Annotated in this window: 17 protein-coding genes; 11 read left to right on the plus strand and 6 right to left on the minus strand. The window is 65.7% G+C overall.

Going from position 1 to position 17034, the window contains the following annotated elements:
• Positions 1-27: 27 nt before the first annotated feature.
• Positions 28-744: a GNAT family N-acetyltransferase gene (locus tag ACVWY0_RS02735; RefSeq protein WP_485835308.1), complete on the plus strand. Its 717-nt coding sequence runs from the start codon at positions 28-30 to the stop codon at positions 742-744.
• Positions 745-782: 38 nt separating this feature from the next.
• Here the strand turns inward: ACVWY0_RS02735 and ACVWY0_RS02740 are convergent, their stop codons facing one another.
• The 6 genes from ACVWY0_RS02740 to ACVWY0_RS02765 all read right to left on the minus strand — a co-directional run bounded on the left by ACVWY0_RS02740 (position 783) and on the right by ACVWY0_RS02765 (position 6267).
• Entirely contained in the window at positions 783-2285 is a 1503-nt protein-coding gene (locus ACVWY0_RS02740; protein WP_485835309.1) for a DHA2 family efflux MFS transporter permease subunit, read from the minus strand.
• Between the two features lie 3 nt (positions 2286-2288).
• Positions 2289-2741: an ankyrin repeat domain-containing protein gene (locus tag ACVWY0_RS02745; RefSeq protein WP_485835310.1), complete on the minus strand. Its 453-nt coding sequence runs from the start codon at positions 2739-2741 to the stop codon at positions 2289-2291.
• Entirely contained in the window at positions 2738-3823 is a 1086-nt protein-coding gene (ygfZ, locus tag ACVWY0_RS02750) for a CAF17-like 4Fe-4S cluster assembly/insertion protein YgfZ (RefSeq protein WP_485835311.1), read from the minus strand. Before ygfZ ends, ACVWY0_RS02745 begins: the two co-directional genes overlap by 4 nt.
• Before the next feature lie 95 nt (positions 3824-3918).
• Positions 3919-4641 carry a flavodoxin family protein gene (locus ACVWY0_RS02755; protein ID WP_485835312.1) on the minus strand — a complete coding sequence of 241 codons (723 nt, stop codon included), beginning with the start codon at positions 4639-4641 and terminating at the stop codon, positions 3919-3921.
• Between the two features lie 73 nt (positions 4642-4714).
• Entirely contained in the window at positions 4715-5329 is a 615-nt protein-coding gene (locus tag ACVWY0_RS02760) for a nitrobindin family protein (RefSeq protein WP_056344475.1), read from the minus strand.
• A 170-nt stretch (positions 5330-5499) separates the two neighbouring features.
• Complete coding sequence (locus ACVWY0_RS02765; RefSeq protein ID WP_058931689.1) at positions 5500-6267, minus strand: hypothetical protein; 768 nt, start codon at positions 6265-6267, stop codon at positions 5500-5502.
• A 348-nt stretch (positions 6268-6615) separates the two neighbouring features.
• Here ACVWY0_RS02765 and ACVWY0_RS02770 point away from each other — a divergent pair, with 348 nt between their 5' ends.
• The 10 genes from ACVWY0_RS02770 to asd all read left to right on the plus strand — a co-directional run bounded on the left by ACVWY0_RS02770 (position 6616) and on the right by asd (position 17009).
• Positions 6616-7314, plus strand: coding sequence for a winged helix-turn-helix transcriptional regulator (locus ACVWY0_RS02770; protein ID WP_485835313.1), 699 nt, complete (start codon positions 6616-6618; stop codon positions 7312-7314).
• A 224-nt stretch (positions 7315-7538) separates the two neighbouring features.
• Positions 7539-8510 (plus strand): mycothiol synthase, encoded by a 972-nt coding sequence (mshD, locus tag ACVWY0_RS02775; RefSeq protein ID WP_485835314.1) that lies wholly within the window; start codon positions 7539-7541, stop codon positions 8508-8510.
• Between the two features lie 148 nt (positions 8511-8658).
• The gene (locus ACVWY0_RS02780; protein WP_485835315.1) at positions 8659-10908 is read left to right on the plus strand and encodes an RNA degradosome polyphosphate kinase; all 2250 of its coding nucleotides are present in this window, start codon (positions 8659-8661) and stop codon (positions 10906-10908) included.
• Between the two features lie 10 nt (positions 10909-10918).
• Positions 10919-11887 carry an NUDIX hydrolase gene (locus tag ACVWY0_RS02785; protein ID WP_485835316.1) on the plus strand — a complete coding sequence of 323 codons (969 nt, stop codon included), beginning with the start codon at positions 10919-10921 and terminating at the stop codon, positions 11885-11887.
• Positions 11888-12032: 145 nt separating this feature from the next.
• A complete protein-coding gene (locus tag ACVWY0_RS02790; RefSeq protein ID WP_485835317.1) occupies positions 12033-13697 on the plus strand; it encodes a hypothetical protein in 1665 nt (554 codons plus the stop codon).
• Positions 13694-14083, plus strand: coding sequence for a GntR family transcriptional regulator (locus ACVWY0_RS02795; RefSeq protein WP_485835318.1), 390 nt, complete (start codon positions 13694-13696; stop codon positions 14081-14083). The genes ACVWY0_RS02790 and ACVWY0_RS02795 overlap by 4 nt, the downstream gene beginning before the upstream one ends.
• Positions 14084-14168: 85 nt before the next feature.
• Complete coding sequence (locus ACVWY0_RS02800) at positions 14169-14972, plus strand: thymidylate synthase (RefSeq protein ID WP_485835319.1); 804 nt, start codon at positions 14169-14171, stop codon at positions 14970-14972.
• A complete protein-coding gene (locus ACVWY0_RS02805) occupies positions 14969-15553 on the plus strand; it encodes a dihydrofolate reductase (RefSeq protein WP_252598430.1) in 585 nt (194 codons plus the stop codon). The genes ACVWY0_RS02800 and ACVWY0_RS02805 overlap by 4 nt, the downstream gene beginning before the upstream one ends.
• A 1-nt stretch (position 15554) precedes the next feature.
• Positions 15555-15773, plus strand: coding sequence for an NF038396 family protein (locus ACVWY0_RS02810; RefSeq protein ID WP_056344500.1), 219 nt, complete (start codon positions 15555-15557; stop codon positions 15771-15773).
• A 93-nt stretch (positions 15774-15866) separates the two neighbouring features.
• Positions 15867-17009, plus strand: a complete 1143-nt coding sequence (asd, locus tag ACVWY0_RS02815) for an aspartate-semialdehyde dehydrogenase (RefSeq protein ID WP_485835320.1) — start codon at positions 15867-15869, stop codon at positions 17007-17009.
• Positions 17010-17034: the final 25 nt, after the last annotated feature.

Raw genomic sequence — 17034 nt, forward strand, 5'->3', positions numbered from 1 at the left:
CTTCCCTGTGCTGGGTAGGCTGGGGATATGACTCTTGACCCCGGTTCCGCCGCCATCATCCAGCTCGCTTGGGCCCGGCATTTGGGGCTCGACGACGGCGCTTTCGCTGCGTCGCTGACTTCCAGCGAGCGGATGGTCAGGGCCGACGACGCTGCAGAGACTGTTGAGTTCGTCAGGCTGTTCGGCAGCTCGGCACTGGTGGGGCCGCAATGGGTCATTGACGCCGCGGCAGGAATTCCGGACGAGGAGATGGCGCATCATGTGACCCTCCTGACCCTTACCCGGTCCCACGGAGGCCACGGCCTGGGCTCGGCGGCGTTGTTCTTCGCCGACGACATGCCCCTGCGCCAGCCCTCCGAAGAGCTCACCGTGTCCCATGGAAATCCGGAAGCGATCGAGCTCGAAGGCCTGTGCCCGCCGGACGACGTCAACGAAGTGCACCTGTCAGAACTTGAGAACCGCTACACGATCCTCCACGAAATGGACGGACGGCGTGTTCCGGTGGCCTGCGGCGCCTACGGGGAATGGGAAGGACTTCTCGCGCAGATGGGGGTCTTGGTGGACCCCGAGTGGCGGCGCCGCGGACTGGGATCCGTGGCCGCATCGATCGCCGCCCACGAGGCCCTCGCGGCGGGCCTCACCGTCCAGTGGCGTGCCGAAGTCAGCAACACCGGCGCCGTGGCCCTGGCACGTCAGCTGGGCCTGTCCGCCGGCGGCATCCAGACCAGCGTGCACCTGGGCTGACGCCGCTTAGAACGCCTGCCTACTTGGGACGACGCCGCCTAGGACGCCCGGGTGGCGTCCTCTACGGCCGGAGCCGCCGGCTGACCGCCCCAGCCCGCTACTAAATTAGGCTTGGCGAAGAACAGTGCCACGGCTGCGCCCACCAGGATCACACCGGCAGGAAGCAGGATGGACTGTCCCATCGCCGTCGAGAATCCCTCATGGAGCGCCTCAGGCAACAGCCCGGAGAATTCCATTCCGCCCGCCCCGGGACCTTGGGCGGGAAGCTCCGCGGCCAGGCGCGCCTGGATGAGCACGGCGATGGCCGCGCTGCCCAGTACCGCGCCGATCTGGCGGGTGGTGTTGTAGACCCCGGAACCTGCCCCGGCCTGACGTGGGGGCAGATTGCGCGTGGCCGTGGAACTCAGGGGCGCCCAGATGCCGGCATTCGCGAACCCCAGGACAGCACTGGGCAGGAGGAAGAGCAGGATGGGGGTATCCGGGTGCATCAGAGCCGAGTTCCAGAACAGCGCCACAGCCATCAGGACCAGCCCGCCGGCAGTGATGTACTTCGGATCGACCCGGTCGATGATTTTGCCCACCACAGGCGCCAGGCCACCGGATATGAGGGCCATGGGAACCATCATGAGCGCCGATTCGGTGGGCGTCATGCCCCGCACCAGCTGGTAGTAGAAAATGAGCGGCAGCGCGAAGGCGGTCACGGTGAAGCCAACGGTGGTGATCCCGATGTTTGCCAAGGAGAAATTGCGGTCCCGGAACAGGCCCAGCGGCAGGAGCGGCTCGCCCTTGTTGAAGCGCTGCCAGAGAATGAACGCCCCAAGCACCACCATGCCCGTGATGATGAGACCCCAGACGCTGACGGGGCCCACGATGGTCCCCCAGTTGTACGTCTCGCCTTCCTGGATGCCGAACACCAGGAGGAACAGCCCGACGGCGCTGAGCAGCACGCCCGGGATGTCGAACTTATGGGGGTGCGTGCTGAGGGTGGGGACGAACCGCCAGGCGAGGATAAATCCAACGATGCCGACCGGCACGTTGATGAAGAAGATCCATTCCCAGCCGAGGCTGTCCACGAGCAGGCCGCCCAGGATTGGTCCCACCAGCGTTGCCAGGCCCGCGGTGGCGCCCCACAGGCCCATGGCGGCGCCCCTGCGGTCCGGCGGGAAGATCCTGGTGATCACCGCCATGGTCTGCGGCGTCATGATGGCGGCGCCCAGACCCTGGAAGATCCGTGCCGTGATCAGCGTCTGGACGTCACCGGCCAGCCCGCACCAGAGGGAGGCGAGCGTGAAGACCACGAGGCCGGAGAGGTAGAGCTTCTTGGGTCCGAAGCGGTCGCCGAGCCGGCCAGTGATCAGCAGCGGCACGGCGTAGGCCAGCAGGTAGGCGCTGGTCACCCAAATCACGGCGTTGATGTCCGTTCCCAGTCCCTCCATGATGCTGGGGTTGGCCACCGAAACGATGGTGGTGTCGATCAGGATCATAAAGAACCCGATGACCAGGGACCAGAGGGCTGGCCAAGGCCGCGCTACATTTTCCAAGCCTCAGTTGCCCAGCAGATCGAGGATGTCCGTGCGGGCGAACATCTGCGCGGCAGCCCGGGCGGAGGGGCTGCCGGCGTCGGGATCTGCACCGGCGTCCAGCAACACGCGGGACACGTCCGTATACCCCTTGAATGCTGCACCGGCCAAGGGGGTCTGGCCGCGGTCGTTGGCCGTGTTGGCCTCTCCGCCGTGCTCAAGGATCAGCTGTACCGTCTCAGCGTGGCCGTGGTAGGCGGCCAGCATCAGCAGCGAATCGCCCGCGGTGTTGGTCATGGTGGCGGGCGCCCCGGCCTCGAGATAGGTCCGCAGCAGACCGGTGTCCCCCTCCCGGGCAGCCTGGAAGAGCCGGTGCGCCAACGCCACCGCTTCGTCGTTGGTGGTGGCCTCGGGTTTGGCGGCGCCGGGCGTAGCGGCGTCGGGCGTAGCGGCGTCGGGTGCGGTGTTCTCGGTCATGGGCGGGTCCCCCTCAGGAATCCAGTCTGGCGTCCCACTACCTGGCCGGCGTCGGGAGCAACAATTACTTCCTGGGCAGCGATGTAAGGCTCCTCGCCGTCCAGCACGGTCAGCATTTCGTCCGGTGCGACGGACCGTTTGATAACGGCCAGCGCCACCGGGCCCATTTCATAGTGCTGGGCAACGGAGGTCACCGTTCCGACCTTCCGCTCGCCCAGCATGACCTGGCTGCCGGGCGCGGGCATGGTGTGCTGCGATCCGTCCAGCTGCAGGAACACCAGGCGCCGCGGCGGATGGCCCAGGTTGTGCACCCGGGCGATGGTCTCCTGGCCTTTGTAGCAGCCCTTCGACAAGTGCACAGCGGTGCGGAGGAGGTCCAGTTCGTGCGGAATGGTTTTGTCGTCGGTTTCGGCGCCCAGCCTGGGGCGCCACGCGGCAATGCGGAGGGCTTCGGCCGCCATAACACCGGCGAGCGGGCGGTCCGCCAAAGTGTCCTCAAGTTCAGCGGCATGCACGAGATACTCGATCCAGGGCCGCTCCAGCCCCGGGTGCCCTTCCTCCGGAACCACAGCGTAGGAGTAGCCGCCGGCGCCGACGTGCGGCCAGGGGTCCCGCCAGGCCAGCAGTCCGGACCATTCCTCCACAGTCTTGGTGGACCCGAGAACTGCCCACTCGGCGGAGACGTCGGTGACCTCGACGCGCAGCATGAACTTCATTTTGTTCAGCCACTCAGCCAGCGGTGCAGCCTCGGCGGCCTCAACAATCAGCCAGGTGGTCCCGCCGTCGTCCACTACACGGGCGTCAAACTCGATCCGGCCCTGGACACTCAACAGCAGCAACTCACTTGACTCCCCCGGCTGCAGGCCGGTGACCTGCTGGGAAGACAGGGTGTTCAGCCAGGTCAGCCGGTCCGGACCGCTGACCGTCACCACGCCGCGGTGGGAGAGGTCGACGACGGCGGTACCGGCCGCGAGGGCGCGCTGCTCACGCAGCGGCTCACCGTAGTGGGATGCGACGCCGGCGTCCGCGCCGGTGGCCTCGACGGCGCCGGGGCGCGACAGTAGGGGGCTGGGAGTAGTCATACTGGGGGAACGTCCTTAGGTCTGTGGGTATTCCGGTCTCGGGCAGCGGGTCCTGACAAGCTCGACCACCGGTGGGTCAACCACCGTGGCCGGCGTTAGCGGTATTCCGGGTTCTCGAAGTCGAAGCGTGTTCCGGCTTTCCATTCTTCAGGAAGATTGCCGTAGGCGGGAATCCCGCCGGCGTCCTTGAGCATCCGGGCGAAATGCAGCAGGTTCCAGGTCATAAATGTGGTGTTGCGGTTGGTGAAATCGGATTCGGGGCCGCCGGAGCCTTCGTCGAGATAGCTCGGGCCGGGGCCCACCGGGCCGATCCACCCGGCGTCGGCCTGCGGCGGGATGGTGAAGCCGACGTGCTGCAGGCTGTACAGGACGTTCATGGAACAGTGCTTGATGCCGTCTTCGTTGCCCGTGATCAGGCAGCCGCCAACCTTGGGGTAGAACACCCACTGGCCCTTGGGGTTGAGTTCCCCCGAGTGGGCGTAGAGCCGTTCGATCAGCTTCTTGGTCTGGGAGGAGTTGTCACCCAGCCAGATGGGACCGGCCACCACCACAATGTCGGCCTCTTCAACAGCAGGGTACAGTTCCGGCCACTCATCGGACGGCCAGCCGTGCTCGGTCATGTCCGGGTAAACACCGCTGGCGATGTCGTGATCGACAGTCCTGATCACGCGGGTGCTGACGCCCTGCTTCTCCATGATGAGGCGGCTGACGTTGATCAGGCCCTCGGTGTTGCTGGTCTCCGGCGACCGTTTCAGGGTGCCGTTGAAGAACACAGCCTTCAGGTCGCTGTAATCAGTGGAGTCCTGCGGTGCAGCCATGACGCTCCTCGATTCACTCGTGGGTGAAGCCCAGGATGCCAAGTCTACTGAGAATCGGTGACGCGGCAGGGAGTCAGGAAACCTTTTTCAGGAAAGCCGAGGCGTGCGCTTCGAGACCCTTGCCGGGCTGCGATGTTCCGCCTGTAGCCACGTCCCAGCGCCAGAGCAGGTTGCCGTCCACCAGGCCGAAGATCCGGGTGGCCGCGCTGTAGTCCTTGGAATGGCTGCCGCGCATCACCATGTCGGTGGTGAGCTGGATCTGCGGGCCCTTGATCTGCCCGTAGTAGAGCTCGGAGATCCCGCCGGGATGTGAGATGGACACCGAGATATCGAAGCCGCCGTCTTTATTGCGCAGCGCTTCGACCTCATCGGCGCTCTTGAGCGCGGGAACAATATCGGCCGGAATCAGGCCCGGTCCGCCGTCGGCATCAAGCTGTTTGCGCTCCAGCGCCCAAAAACCGGTCTCAACTGTCAGCGGCCGCAGGCGCGTGCCGTCGTCGTCGGTTAACCAGCTCTCCGCGCGGTACTGAAGATACGGCAGGCCGTTGTGCGTGAAGGAGACATGCTGGAGGAAGTGCTCCGAGTCCTCGTCCCCGCTGCCGAGACGGCCGCTGCCTTCCCACTCACCAATGAGCCAGGAAAGCGGAACAAGTTCCGGTGTCAGGTCTGTAGGAATTTCTATCGGCACGGCAATTACCTCAGGAAAATGCTAGCTCGTTGAACGGGTTTACTTCTGGCCTTTGAAGAGGCGGTAAACCACAAAGCCGGCGAACCAGGCCATGGACAGGCTGGCGATGCCGAGCAGGACGAGGAAGAAGATTTCAAATGCAAGTACGGACATGATGCCATCCTAACCGGTTAGTAGATGAGTAGTTTGTCTATGAAGTAAGCCAGGGAGCCCACGGCCGAAACCGGCGCAAGGCCCATGCTAACCGCAGCCAAAAGATTCAGCGGACCGCCGCGGAGTGTTACGAGTCGGCGGAAGCTGACCAGTACGGCGCCCACCACAACACCGAAGATCGCCGCCGGCAGAACGGCAATATCGGAGAAGACCAGGCCGGCGAGCGGCCCGGCAAGTCCTGCCATCACGATGCCGAGGGGGGCCACGATGCTGTCCGGCCAGCGGATCAGGCCGGCCAGCAGAGCCACGGCAGCGCTGATGGCTGCCACCAGGAGCATCTCCCGCACGCCGTTGAAGCGCGCGCCGGCTACCCAGCCTGCCCCCAGGCACGAGAGGAGCACACCGGCGCAGCAGCCCAGGGTGGATTCAAGCCGCTGGGCCTGGCCCGTGCCTCGGATGAGCTGCACCACAAACACGGCCATCATTCCCAACGCCATAAATGCAGGCGTCCAGTCCAGGAAACCCGGGGCGGGGACAAAACCGGCAGCGAGCGCCGATCCGACGCCGGGCAGCGCAATGACGGCTGCAAGGGTCTTTTTCGCGGGGATGCGGAGAAAGTGGGGCCAGCCGATGCCTACCGCCACAGCAATCACCGCGGCGACGCCGATGAGTGCCTCGCGTGAGATGTAGACGCCGGCGATGATCGCTACGAGCCCCGCCACCCCGACAACACCGATGACCCACGAGCCCAGTGACTTTGCCGGAGCCTGCACCTCGGCGGTCATCGGGAACCCGGCCGGCCGGTTCGCTTCGGCTTCGACTCTGCACTCAATTCGTGGCATCCCATTCTGGCTGTGGACCCGGCGGCTCGGCCTTCGGTGTCAGGGCGTTCTGCCCGACGGTTCAATCCTGCCTTATGTGACCCGGATATGTCGCAAAACGAACGTTTGAGGGGGCGGAATCCGTGCTGTCGTGCAGGCCGGTGGGTATACTCAGAGTTCAGCTACGCTTCCTGCTACGGATGCCGGCCGGATAGATTCTTAGTCGGCCAAGTCCGCTGCAGTGAGATAGTACCGGCCGGTGAAAACCCGGTTCAGTCGCCCGAAGATGCGCGGACGCCCCTTGGAGGAACAATGTCGCACATCCTGCTATTGACGAACAGCACCGGTTCTTCGGTAGACATTCTGCCTGCCCTGGAATTGCTGAACCACCGCGTGCACATCCTCGCCGCGGAACCCACAGCCCTGCTGGACACCGATCCCTGCGATATTGTGCTCCTCGACGCCCGCAAGGACCTGGTGGGCGCCCGCTCCCTCACCCAGCTGCTCAAGGCCACAGGTTTGAGCGCACCTCTGGTCCTGATCCTGACCGAGGGCGGTATGGCCGCTGTTTCTTCGGCCTGGGCCGTGGATGACATCGTGCTCGATTCAGCCGGTCCCGCCGAAGTGGAAGCCCGAATCAGGCTCTCCGTGGCGCGGGCAGTTCCGGACAAGGATGACGCCCCCACGGAGATCCGGGCGGCAGGCGTGGTCATCGATGAAGCGAGCTACACTGCCCGCGTCAACGGCGCCCCGCTGAACCTGACGTTCAAGGAATTCGAACTCCTCAAATACCTGGCCCAGCACCCCGGCCGCGTCTTCACCCGCCAGCAACTGCTCACCGAAGTGTGGGGCTATGACTACTACGGCGGCACGCGCACCGTGGATGTCCACGTCCGGCGGCTGCGTGCCAAACTCGGCGCGGACCACGAAAACCTGATCAGCACGGTCCGGAACGTCGGCTACCGCCTGACCCTGGTGCGGCAGCAGGAAGACGAACTGACGGAAGCCTGACACCGTTCAGACAGCAACAGCCCCGGACCAGTGGTCCGGGGCTGTTGCTGTCTTAGTCAGGCTGTATTTGTGGAGGACATACGGGTCGAACGTATCGAGGCCACCCCACTGGTGGATCCCCCTCGTTTCCCACCGTTACCGGCGGGTGAGATATTGACTATACGTGCCTGCCCCGAGGCCATCAAATCGGAGCGCCGTCCGGCCGGGGCGTATAGCCTAGCCTCATGAGTCCTGCGCACCCGGAAAAATGGCCCGTCCTTATTGTCCACGGCGGTCTGGAACAACAGCTGCTGAAGGACTGCGTGGCGCTCCTCGCAGCTGCCGAGGAGTCTGACGGCAACCCCTCGCTTTCCGAGCAAACGGTGGTGACGCTCCGCGCCGGGGACTCTGCCGAGCACTCCCTCCTGACCCTGGCGCTCTACGCGCCGGACGAGGACTCCGATCCCTCCTCCGGCCAGGACCTGGCCGGGTTTGCCGTTGTTGTGGAGGAGCCGGACGGCAGCGGAGTGCTGGAAATTGCCGTCCACCCCAGCTACCGCAACCAGGGCGTGGCGGACCGGCTTGTCGGCGCACTCCAGTCGGGGCGAGGCCTGGATGGACTGAAGGCCTGGTCCCACGGCAACCACGAGGCAGCCGCGGACCTCGCCGCCCGCTACGGCTACGGTCCGGTGCGCGAACTCTGGAAGATGAGGCTGACCACCGCCACGGCAGAACTGCCCGACGTCGGCCTGCCGGATGGCGTCACACTCCGCGCCTTTGTGCCGGGCAAGGACGAGGACCGCTGGCTGGCTGCGAACCGCGCCGCATTTGCCCACCACCCCGAGCAGGGCTCGATGTCCCGCGCGGACCTGGATGCCCGCATGGCCGAGGACTGGTTTGATCCCGCCGGCTTCCTGTTGGCCGTGGACGCCGAGGACCGGTTGCTGGGATTCCACTGGACCAAGGTGCATCCGCGCCACGGCGCCCACCCGGCGATTGGCGAGGTCTACGCGGTGGGCGTCACACCGGCCGCGCAAGGTATTGGCCTGGGCAAAGCACTCACAGTGGCTGGCATCAGGCATCTGCAGGGCCTGGGGCTTCACGCCGTCATGCTCTACACGGATGCCGACAACACCGCTGCCGTTTCCCTCTACCGGGGCCTGGGCTTCACACGCTGGGATATGGACGTGATGTACGGACCGCTGGCCTCCGTTTAGTGGCGCCCGGGTGAGTTATCCCACTCGTGTGACTAACGACTTCGGGTGGCCCGAAATCTAGGGCTTGTGGACGCTGATTGATTGTAAGGTTGGTAAAGAACCGCGCCGGCCGAAGGCCAACATCAAGCGCCAGGTAAGAGGAGAGACCATGAAACCGGAACCCGCCGGAACAGTCACGTCCGAGGGCGCTTCAGCGCCGGTGCGCGCGCGCTTCGGCTCATCTGAAGTCCCTGCCTCGCGCGCAACGCAGGACCGGATCGACATCCCCGAGTTTGCACCCAACCTTGTGCCCGAAGGGGACATCCGGCCGGACCGTTTCCTGGACCGCGAGCTCAGCTGGCTGGCTTTCAACTCCCGTGTCCTCGAGCTCGCCGAAGATCCTACGCTCCACCTCCTGGAACGCGTGGCCTTCCTGTCCATCTTCGCGTCCAACCTGGACGAGTTCTTTATGGTCCGGGTGGCGGGCCTGAAGCGGCGCATCGCCACCAACCTCGCCGTGCCCTCCCCTGCCGGCCTTAGCCCGGTGGAGGTGCTGGAGAAGATCGGGGACGAAGCCCACCGACTCCAGCAGCGCCATGCCCAGGTCTACGCCGAACAGATCCGCCCCGCCCTGGCCTATGAGCACATCCACCTGATGCACTGGGACGAACTGGACGACACCGCCAAGCAGCAGCTCAGCGCCATGTTCGCCGAAAAGGTCTTCCCGATCCTGACACCGCTGGCCGTGGACCCGGCACACCCGTTCCCCTACATTTCGGGCCTCTCCCTCAACCTGGCCGTGGTGGTCCGCAACCCCGTGAGTGACAAGGAACTTTTCGCCCGCCTCAAGGTTCCGGACCAGCTTCCCCGCCTGATCTCCATCGACGGTCCGCGGGCCGGGGCCGTGGCGGGACGCGTGGCGCGTTTCATCGCGCTTGAGGAAGTCATCGCCGTCCACCTGGACAAGCTCTTCGCCGGCATGGAAGTCCTGGAACACCACATCTTCCGCGTCACCCGCAACGAGGACCTCGAGGTGGAAGAGGACGACGCCGAGAACCTCCTGCAGGCGCTGGAGAAGGAACTGCTGCGCCGCCGGTTCGGCCCGCCCGTCCGTCTCGAGGTCACCCACGACATCAACCCGAACATCCGGGCCCTGCTCATCCGTGAGCTCGGAGTGGAAGAGTCCGAGGTGTACTCGCTCCCGGCTCCGTTGGACCTCCGCGGCCTGTCCGTCATTGCCGGAATTGACCGTGCCGACCTTCACTACCCCAAGCACATGCCGCACACGTCCCGGTTCCTCAACGAGTCCGAGACGTCCAAGGCCGCCAACGTTTTCTCGGCCATGCGCCGCCGCGACATCCTGCTCCACCACCCGTACGACTCCTTCTCCACCTCCGTGCAGGCGTTCCTGGAACAGGCGGCCGCGGACCCCAAGGTCCAGGCCATCAAGCAGACCCTGTACCGGACCTCCGGCGACTCCCCCATCGTTGACGCCCTGATCGATGCCGCCGAGGCCGGCAAGCAGGTGCTGGCCCTCGTGGAGATCAAGGCCCGGTTCGACGAGCAGGCCAACATCTCCTGGGCCCGCAAGCTGGAACAGGCCGGCGTGCATGTGGTCTACGGCATCGTGGGCCTGAAAACCCACTGCAAGCTGTCGCTGGTGGTCCGCCAGGAAGTGGACGGACTGCGCCGCTACTGCCACATCGGCACCGGCAACTACCACCCCCGCACGGCCCGCTACTACGAGGACCTTGGCCTGCTGACCGCCAACGACCAGGTGGGCGAGGACCTTTCCAAACTGTTCAACCAGCTCTCCGGCTATGCGCCGAAGTCCACGTTCAAGCGGCTCCTGGTTGCTCCCCGCTCCGTCCGCTCCGGGCTGATCGACCGCATCGAGACCGAGATCCGCAACGCCCGGGCCGGACTGGCCGCCAGGGTGCAGATCAAGGTCAACTCCATGGTGGACGAAGCCATCATCGACTCCCTCTACCGCGCGTCCCAGGCCGGCGTGATGGTGGACGTCATTGTGCGCGGCATCTGCTCGCTGCGTCCCGGCGTTCCGGGCCTCAGCGACAACATCACCGTGCGCTCCGTGCTGGGCCGATTCCTGGAACACTCCCGGGTGTTCGCCTTCGCAAACGGCGGCGATCCTGTGGTTTACATCGGCTCCGCCGACATGATGCACCGGAACCTGGACCGCAGGGTCGAGGCCCTGGTCCAGCTGTCCAATCCCGACGACATCAGCTACGTCCTTAACCTGCTGCGCCGCTACATGGATCCGGAGACAGCCAGCTGGCATCTGGATAGCCAGGGCCTGTGGAACCGGCAGCACATTGCCGACGACGGCAGCCACCTCGACGACATCCAGTCCTGGCTGCTGGCGTCGCGCACCCGCCAGCGCAGCCTGAGCCGGCGGTAGGGCTACGGCGTTGGCGAGCGACATCCTCGTAGCAGACCAAACAGACCATCCCGGCGAGGCAGTCGCCGTCGTCGCCGCGGGGGCGCTGCCCTGGCGTATCAACTCCGAAGGTCTCGAAGTCCTGCTGATCCATCGTCCGCGATATGACGACTGGTCCTGGCCCAAAGGCAAGATCGACGCCGGCGAGACCCTTCCCGAATGCGCGGCCCGTGAGGTGCAGGAGGAGATCGGACTTGATGCGCCCCTGGGCATTCCGCTGCCACCCATCCACTACCGGGTGGCGACCGGACTGAAAGTGGTCCACTATTGGGCGGTCCACGTCAACGGCGCCCACCTCGTTCCCGACGGCAAGGAGGTGGACCGCGTGGTGTGGTGCGCCCCTGAAACGGCCGCGGGGCTGCTGTCCAATCCGACCGACGTCGTTCCCTTGGAGTATCTGCGGGCAGCCCATGGCAGGGGTGACCTCAACACGTGGCCGCTGATTGTGGTGCGGCATGCAAAGGCCAAGCCCCGCTCGTCCTGGTCCAAAGCCGAGGGTGAACGGCCCCTGGCCGCGACGGGAATCAGGCAGGCGCAGGCCGTGGGCCGGCTGCTGCAGGTCTGGAAGCCACCGCGCGTGGTGACGAGTCCCTGGCAGCGCTGCGTTTCAACCGTGTCGCCATACCTGAGGGCAACAGGGGCCAAGGTCAAACTGGTGGAAGCGCTGACGGAACACCGGCACGCCAGGACCCCCAAAAAAACCGCTGCCGCCGTTGAGTCGCTCCTGGAGAAGGCACGGCCCGTCGCCGTCTGCACGCACCGTCCCGCACTGCCCACCATCCTGGGCCAGCTGGGCAAGCACATGCCAGGCCGCGTGCGCGCGCTCCTGCCGGACGCTGACCCGTACCTGTCCCCTGGTGAGCTGGTGGTGTGCCACGTGGCCATCGACAACAGGCGCCGCATCGTGGCAGTGGAGCAGTTCAAGCCCTTCGACGACTAGGTTTTCGGCACGCCCGGCCGCGACGCCACAGCCTGTTGACCCCGAGATGTTTGTATCAAATACTTAGTACATTGATGCGCAAAATCTGGGGGATGATGTGCCGGGCGTCGACGGTCTCGAAATAGCGGTTCACAACGTGCCCCCCATGGTCCTGTTGTGGCCGTTCCTGTTGGCCGCCGGCCTGTACCTGCTGCTGCGGTGGGTGATCAGGGCCCCGGGCGGCGGGACCACCGCCGTGACGGTTTCCCAGCATGCGCTGTGGATCGGCGTGATCGGATGGTTGGCTAGCTCCCTGCAGGACGCGGGGACTGCGGGCATCCTTCCGGCGGGCAACACATCGCCCACCCTGGCCACGCCAACAAGCATCCTTGGAGCTTTGGCGTGGCCGGTCCTGGGCTGCCTCGCGGTCCATGCCGTCGGGCAGCTGAGCTACCCCGGACCCCGGCTCCCCCGCCGGCTGGCCTCGTTGGAGATCCGCCGCGTCCGGGACTACCTGCCCCGTACCCTCGCCTGGACTGTCGCTGCGATCTTTGTCGGTTCGGCGCTGCAGATCGGGTTTATGGCTGGCCTTCCCGCCTACGACGCCATCCCGTATGGCGCTTTGCAGGAAGGCCCCAGCAGTTTCAGGCGCACCGGTGGGGACGGCCGGATCCAGGGCTACGTTTTGGCCGCCTGCCTGGGCACCGCCTGGCTGACCCTGGCGTTGGGAACCGCGCTGGTGCTCAAACTCACCAGCCACCGGAGGCAGCTCGAGGCCCTGGATGCACCGGAAAACGACCTGCTGCGGACCATCGCCATGAACAGGCTCTTGAGGACCGTCGCAACCATCGCCGCCGGGCTTGCCGCGGTGGCGGGCAACTTTGCTGCCCGGCCCGATCCGGCCGCCAATGTAACCAGCTGGACCAACCCGGCCGGATTCGCGGCGTTCGTGGTGCTGCTGGTCATGTGGGGGTGGGCGCCACCCAAGCTGCCCAGCGTCCAGGTCAACGGCAACGGCAGCAGGCAGGCGTTCCCACAAACTTCGGCCGCCGCGCATCCGGCAACCCGTCTTGTAGTGTCCCTTGGGGCAGCCATGGGGTTCACTCCGGTAGCAGCCGCCGTACTGGGGTTGTTCGTGCCCGGTCTCTATTTCCCCGGCGCCGGCGTTCCGGGGCTGCCGGTGCCATTTGTCGCGCTGATGGCGGCAGCGGTTCTGCTGGTGGCTGGGGCCGGCGAACTGCTGCTCCAGCGCAACTATGGCACCCACGGGATACCGCGGACATGGCCGCGGCAGGTGGTGAGCCCGGCCTTGCTCACCACGGCGATCGTCGCCTTCGCACTCTTCGTCGCGATCACGGTGCTGACTGCTGCGGGGGAATGGGAACTGCGTGAGGCCGGGCTGGACGGTTTCCTGCGCCCGGGCGGCACGCCCCCCGATGGTTCTCCCGGCTGGGTGATCGCCGCGGTGGCGACGGCGGCCGTCGCGGCCATCGCCAGCCTGCCGGTTGTTGCGGCCCGGAGGCGTCGCAGCATATCCACCGACATCCACGGCCTGGACGCCGCGCTGCGGGCCATCACGGTCCATCGTGTGGTGCGGACCTTTGCCGCGTACTGCACAGCCCAAGCAGGCGTGCTGCTGATGACGGCAAGCCAGGCCTGGCCGCCGTTGCTAGGCCTGCCGGCAACAACCTGGGCAGCCCCGTGGCAACCGGCCATCATTGCCAGGGTGCTGCTCGTGGCCGCCGGCGTGGTGATCGCCGTCATCCCGGTCAAGGGTTTCGCCCGGACTCCGGCCACATCGGTGAAGCCTGTCCGGGAAGTGGTGCCGTGAACGCCGGCATCTCCGTGGACCTGCGCTCGGCAACCCCACCGTATGAACAGATCCGCTCGCAGATCAGCTCCCTGATCGCCACCGGAACACTCACCGCCGGAAGCAGGCTGCCCACTGTCCGCAGCCTGGCCGCCGATCTGGGCATCGCCGCCGGAACGGTCGCGCGGGCATACAAAGAACTTGAGGCTGCCGGATTCATTGAATCCCGACGGCGGAACGGCACCGTCGTCGCGCAGCCGGCACCGGGCGGCGCCCAGCAGGCAGGCGGGCCGGTTCCGGAAGCGGTGACTGCCGCCGTCGACCTTCTGGTCAATGCCGGGCGCGACGCCCGGCTCACCGATGAACTCCTGTTGGATCTGGTCCGCGGCAAGCTGAGGAAGGGCTGATCCGATGCGCGGCCGGCGGCCAACGCTGAGGCCGGCCGCGGGACCCTTGCGGGGTCGGCAGGACTTGGCCCGGTAGACTTTAGCCGTGAGCATCCCGACGCCTTATGAAGACCTCCTGCGCGATGTCCTGGCCCATGGCACGCACAAATCCGACCGCACGGGCACCGGAACCACCAGCGTTTTCGGCCGTCAACTGCGCTTTGACCTTGGCCGGAGCTTCCCGCTGATCACCACCAAACGCGTGCATTTCAAGTCCGTAGCGGTGGAGCTGCTGTGGTTCCTGCGCGGCGAATCGAACGTCAAATGGATGCAGGACCAGGGCGTCAGCATCTGGAACGAGTGGGCCGACGCGGAAGGCGAACTCGGCCCGGTCTATGGCGTCCAGTGGCGCAGCTGGCCCACCCCTGACGGCGGCCATGTTGACCAGATCGCCGAGCTGGTGGAGAACCTCAAGACCAACCCGGACTCGCGCCGGCACATCGTCTCTGCCTGGAACGTCTCCGAGCTCAAGGACATGGCGCTGCCCCCGTGCCACGCGTTCTTCCAGTTCTATGTGGCTGATGGCAAACTGTCCTGCCAGCTATACCAGCGCTCGGCGGACATGTTCCTGGGCGTGCCCTTCAACATCGCCTCCTACGCCCTGCTCACGTGCATGATCGCGCAGCAGGTGGGGCTGGAGCCTGGCGAGTTTGTATGGACGGGCGGCGACGTCCACATCTACGAGAACCACATGGACCAGGTCCTGAAGCAGCTGGACCGGGAACCGTATGAATACCCGCTGCTGTTGATCACCCGGAAGCCGGCGTCGATCTTCGACTACACGCTCGAGGATTTCGAAGTGGTGGGCTACCAGCACCACCCCACGATCAAGGCCCCGATCGCCGTATGAGCACCGAGAACGCAGCAGACCCCCAGGACTTTACGCAGGAACTCGCCGGTTCCGTGACCGGCGTCGGCCTTGTCTGGGCGCAGACGTCCGGCGGTGTGATCGGCAAGGACGGCGATATGCCCTGGCACCTCCCTGAGGATCTGAAGCACTTCAACCGGCTCACCATGGGGCACCCCGTGATCATGGGGCGCAAGACGTGGCTGTCCTTCGCGGACAAGTACCGTCCCCTGCCCGGCCGGACGAACATTGTGATCACCCGGCAGAAAAACTGGGGCGAATCGCCCGAGGCGGAGGGCGCCGTCGTGGTCCCCTCCCTGGATGATGCCCTCCTTGAGTCGCAGTTCGTCGACGGCGGCGGGACCGTGTGGATCCTGGGCGGCGGCGAAGTCTTCCGCCAGTCCACCGAACTCGCCAACGTCGCGGTAGTCACCACCATCGATGTGGAGGCCGACGGCGACACGTTCGCTCCCGAGCTCGATGAGACCTGGGAGGCGGCGGCGTCCGTCCCGCCAGACGGATGGCTGACGGCAGCCAACGGAACGCGCTACAGGTTTACCAAATGGATTAGGACGCAGGGCTGAGATGTTGAAAAAACCGGAAACACTGTTTGTGCTGGGCTACATGCTGCTGCCGCTGCTCGCGCTGCTGTCTGCGATCGTTGGCCTGACCATGATCCTGGGCGGCAACAAGATCGCCGGAGCCATCGTGCTAGTGGTGGTAACGCAGGTGTTTGCCTTCGGCGCCTTCTACGCGTTGCGACTCCGCAAAGCCGCGGTGCTGGAGGAAACCAACCGCAGCTGACGCCAATTTTTCCCTGCACGCCGACGTACCCCATCCCTACGGGAGTGACGTAACCGACTGCGCCCTGCGCGATCCGGCGTCTAAACTGGACGAATGACTACAGCAGCTACCCCCTCCGTCGGCCTGGTCGGATGGCGCGGCATGGTCGGCTCCGTCCTGATGCAGCGCATGCAGGACGAGGGCGACTTCGCCAACATCAACCCGGTGTTCTTCTCCACGTCAAACGCGGGAGGTGCCGCCCCGTCGATTGCCGGCGCTGCCGCTGGCGCCGCCGGCAAGCTTGAGGACGCGTTTGACGTCGACACGCTGGCTAAGCTGCCCATTATTGTCACCGCCCAGGGCGGGGACTACACCAAGCGCGTGCACACCGAGCTGCGTGGCCGCGGCTGGGACGGCCTCTGGATCGACGCCGCCTCCACGCTGCGCATGAACGACGACTCGATCATCGTGCTGGACCCGATCAACCGCGACGTCATCGACAAGGGCCTGGTCAACGGCACGAAGGACTTCATCGGCGGCAACTGCACCGTTTCCTGCATGCTCATGGGCCTCGGCGGGCTGTTCAAGAACGGCCTGGTCGAGTGGGGCACATCCATGACCTACCAGGCGGCCTCCGGCGGCGGCGCCCGGCACATGCGCGAACTGCTCAGCCAGTTCGGCACGCTGAATGCCGAGGTCAGCTCGGAACTGGACGACCCGGCGTCGGCCATCCTCGAAATTGACCGCAAGGTCCTGGCCCATCAGCGCTCCGACATCGACGCCACCCAGTTCGGCGTGCCGCTGGCCGGTTCCCTCATCCCGTGGATCGACGCGGACCTCGGCAACGGACAGTCCAAGGAAGAGTGGAAGGCCGGCGTTGAAACCAACAAGATCCTGGGCACCTCGGACGAAAACCGGATCATCATGGACGGCCTGTGCATCCGGATCGGCGCGATGCGTTCGCACTCGCAGGCGCTGACGCTCAAGCTCCGCGAGGACCTCTCCGTGGCCGAGATCGAAAAGCTCCTGGCCGAGGACAACAAGTGGGCCAAGGTCATCCCGAATACCAAGGAAGACTCCATGGCCGGGCTGACCCCCGTTGCCGCGTCCGGCACGCTGGACATCCCCGTGGGCCGCATACGCAAGATGGAAATGGGCCCGGAATACATCAGCGCCTTCACCGTGGGTGACCAGCTGCTCTGGGGCGCCGCCGAGCCGCTGCGCCGCATGCTCAACATCGCCACCGGGAACCTGTAACCTCGCGCGGATCCCCTGCCACTTG

The sequence above is a fragment of the Arthrobacter sp. UYNi723 genome, assembly GCF_054057635.1.

Coding starts and splice junctions, on each gene's coding strand:
- ACVWY0_RS02755 (WP_485835312.1), bottom strand. CDS start 4,641: ATGGCTGCACCGCAGGACTCCACTGATTACAGCGACCTGAAGGCTGTG.
- ygfZ (WP_485835311.1), bottom strand. CDS start 3,823: ATGACTACTCCCAGCCCCCTACTGTCGCGCCCCGGCGCCGTCGAGGCC.
- ACVWY0_RS02805 (WP_252598430.1), top strand. CDS start 14,969: ATGAGCACCGAGAACGCAGCAGACCCCCAGGACTTTACGCAGGAACTC.
- asd (WP_485835320.1), top strand. CDS start 15,867: ATGACTACAGCAGCTACCCCCTCCGTCGGCCTGGTCGGATGGCGCGGC.
- ACVWY0_RS02780 (WP_485835315.1), top strand. CDS start 8,659: ATGAAACCGGAACCCGCCGGAACAGTCACGTCCGAGGGCGCTTCAGCG.
- ACVWY0_RS02765 (WP_058931689.1), bottom strand. CDS start 6,267: ATGACCGCCGAGGTGCAGGCTCCGGCAAAGTCACTGGGCTCGTGGGTC.
- ACVWY0_RS02790 (WP_485835317.1), top strand. CDS start 12,033: ATGGTCCTGTTGTGGCCGTTCCTGTTGGCCGCCGGCCTGTACCTGCTG.
- ACVWY0_RS02810 (WP_056344500.1), top strand. CDS start 15,555: ATGTTGAAAAAACCGGAAACACTGTTTGTGCTGGGCTACATGCTGCTG.
- mshD (WP_485835314.1), top strand. CDS start 7,539: ATGAGTCCTGCGCACCCGGAAAAATGGCCCGTCCTTATTGTCCACGGC.
- ACVWY0_RS02770 (WP_485835313.1), top strand. CDS start 6,616: ATGTCGCACATCCTGCTATTGACGAACAGCACCGGTTCTTCGGTAGAC.
- ACVWY0_RS02745 (WP_485835310.1), bottom strand. CDS start 2,741: ATGACCGAGAACACCGCACCCGACGCCGCTACGCCCGACGCCGCTACG.
- ACVWY0_RS02735 (WP_485835308.1), top strand. CDS start 28: ATGACTCTTGACCCCGGTTCCGCCGCCATCATCCAGCTCGCTTGGGCC.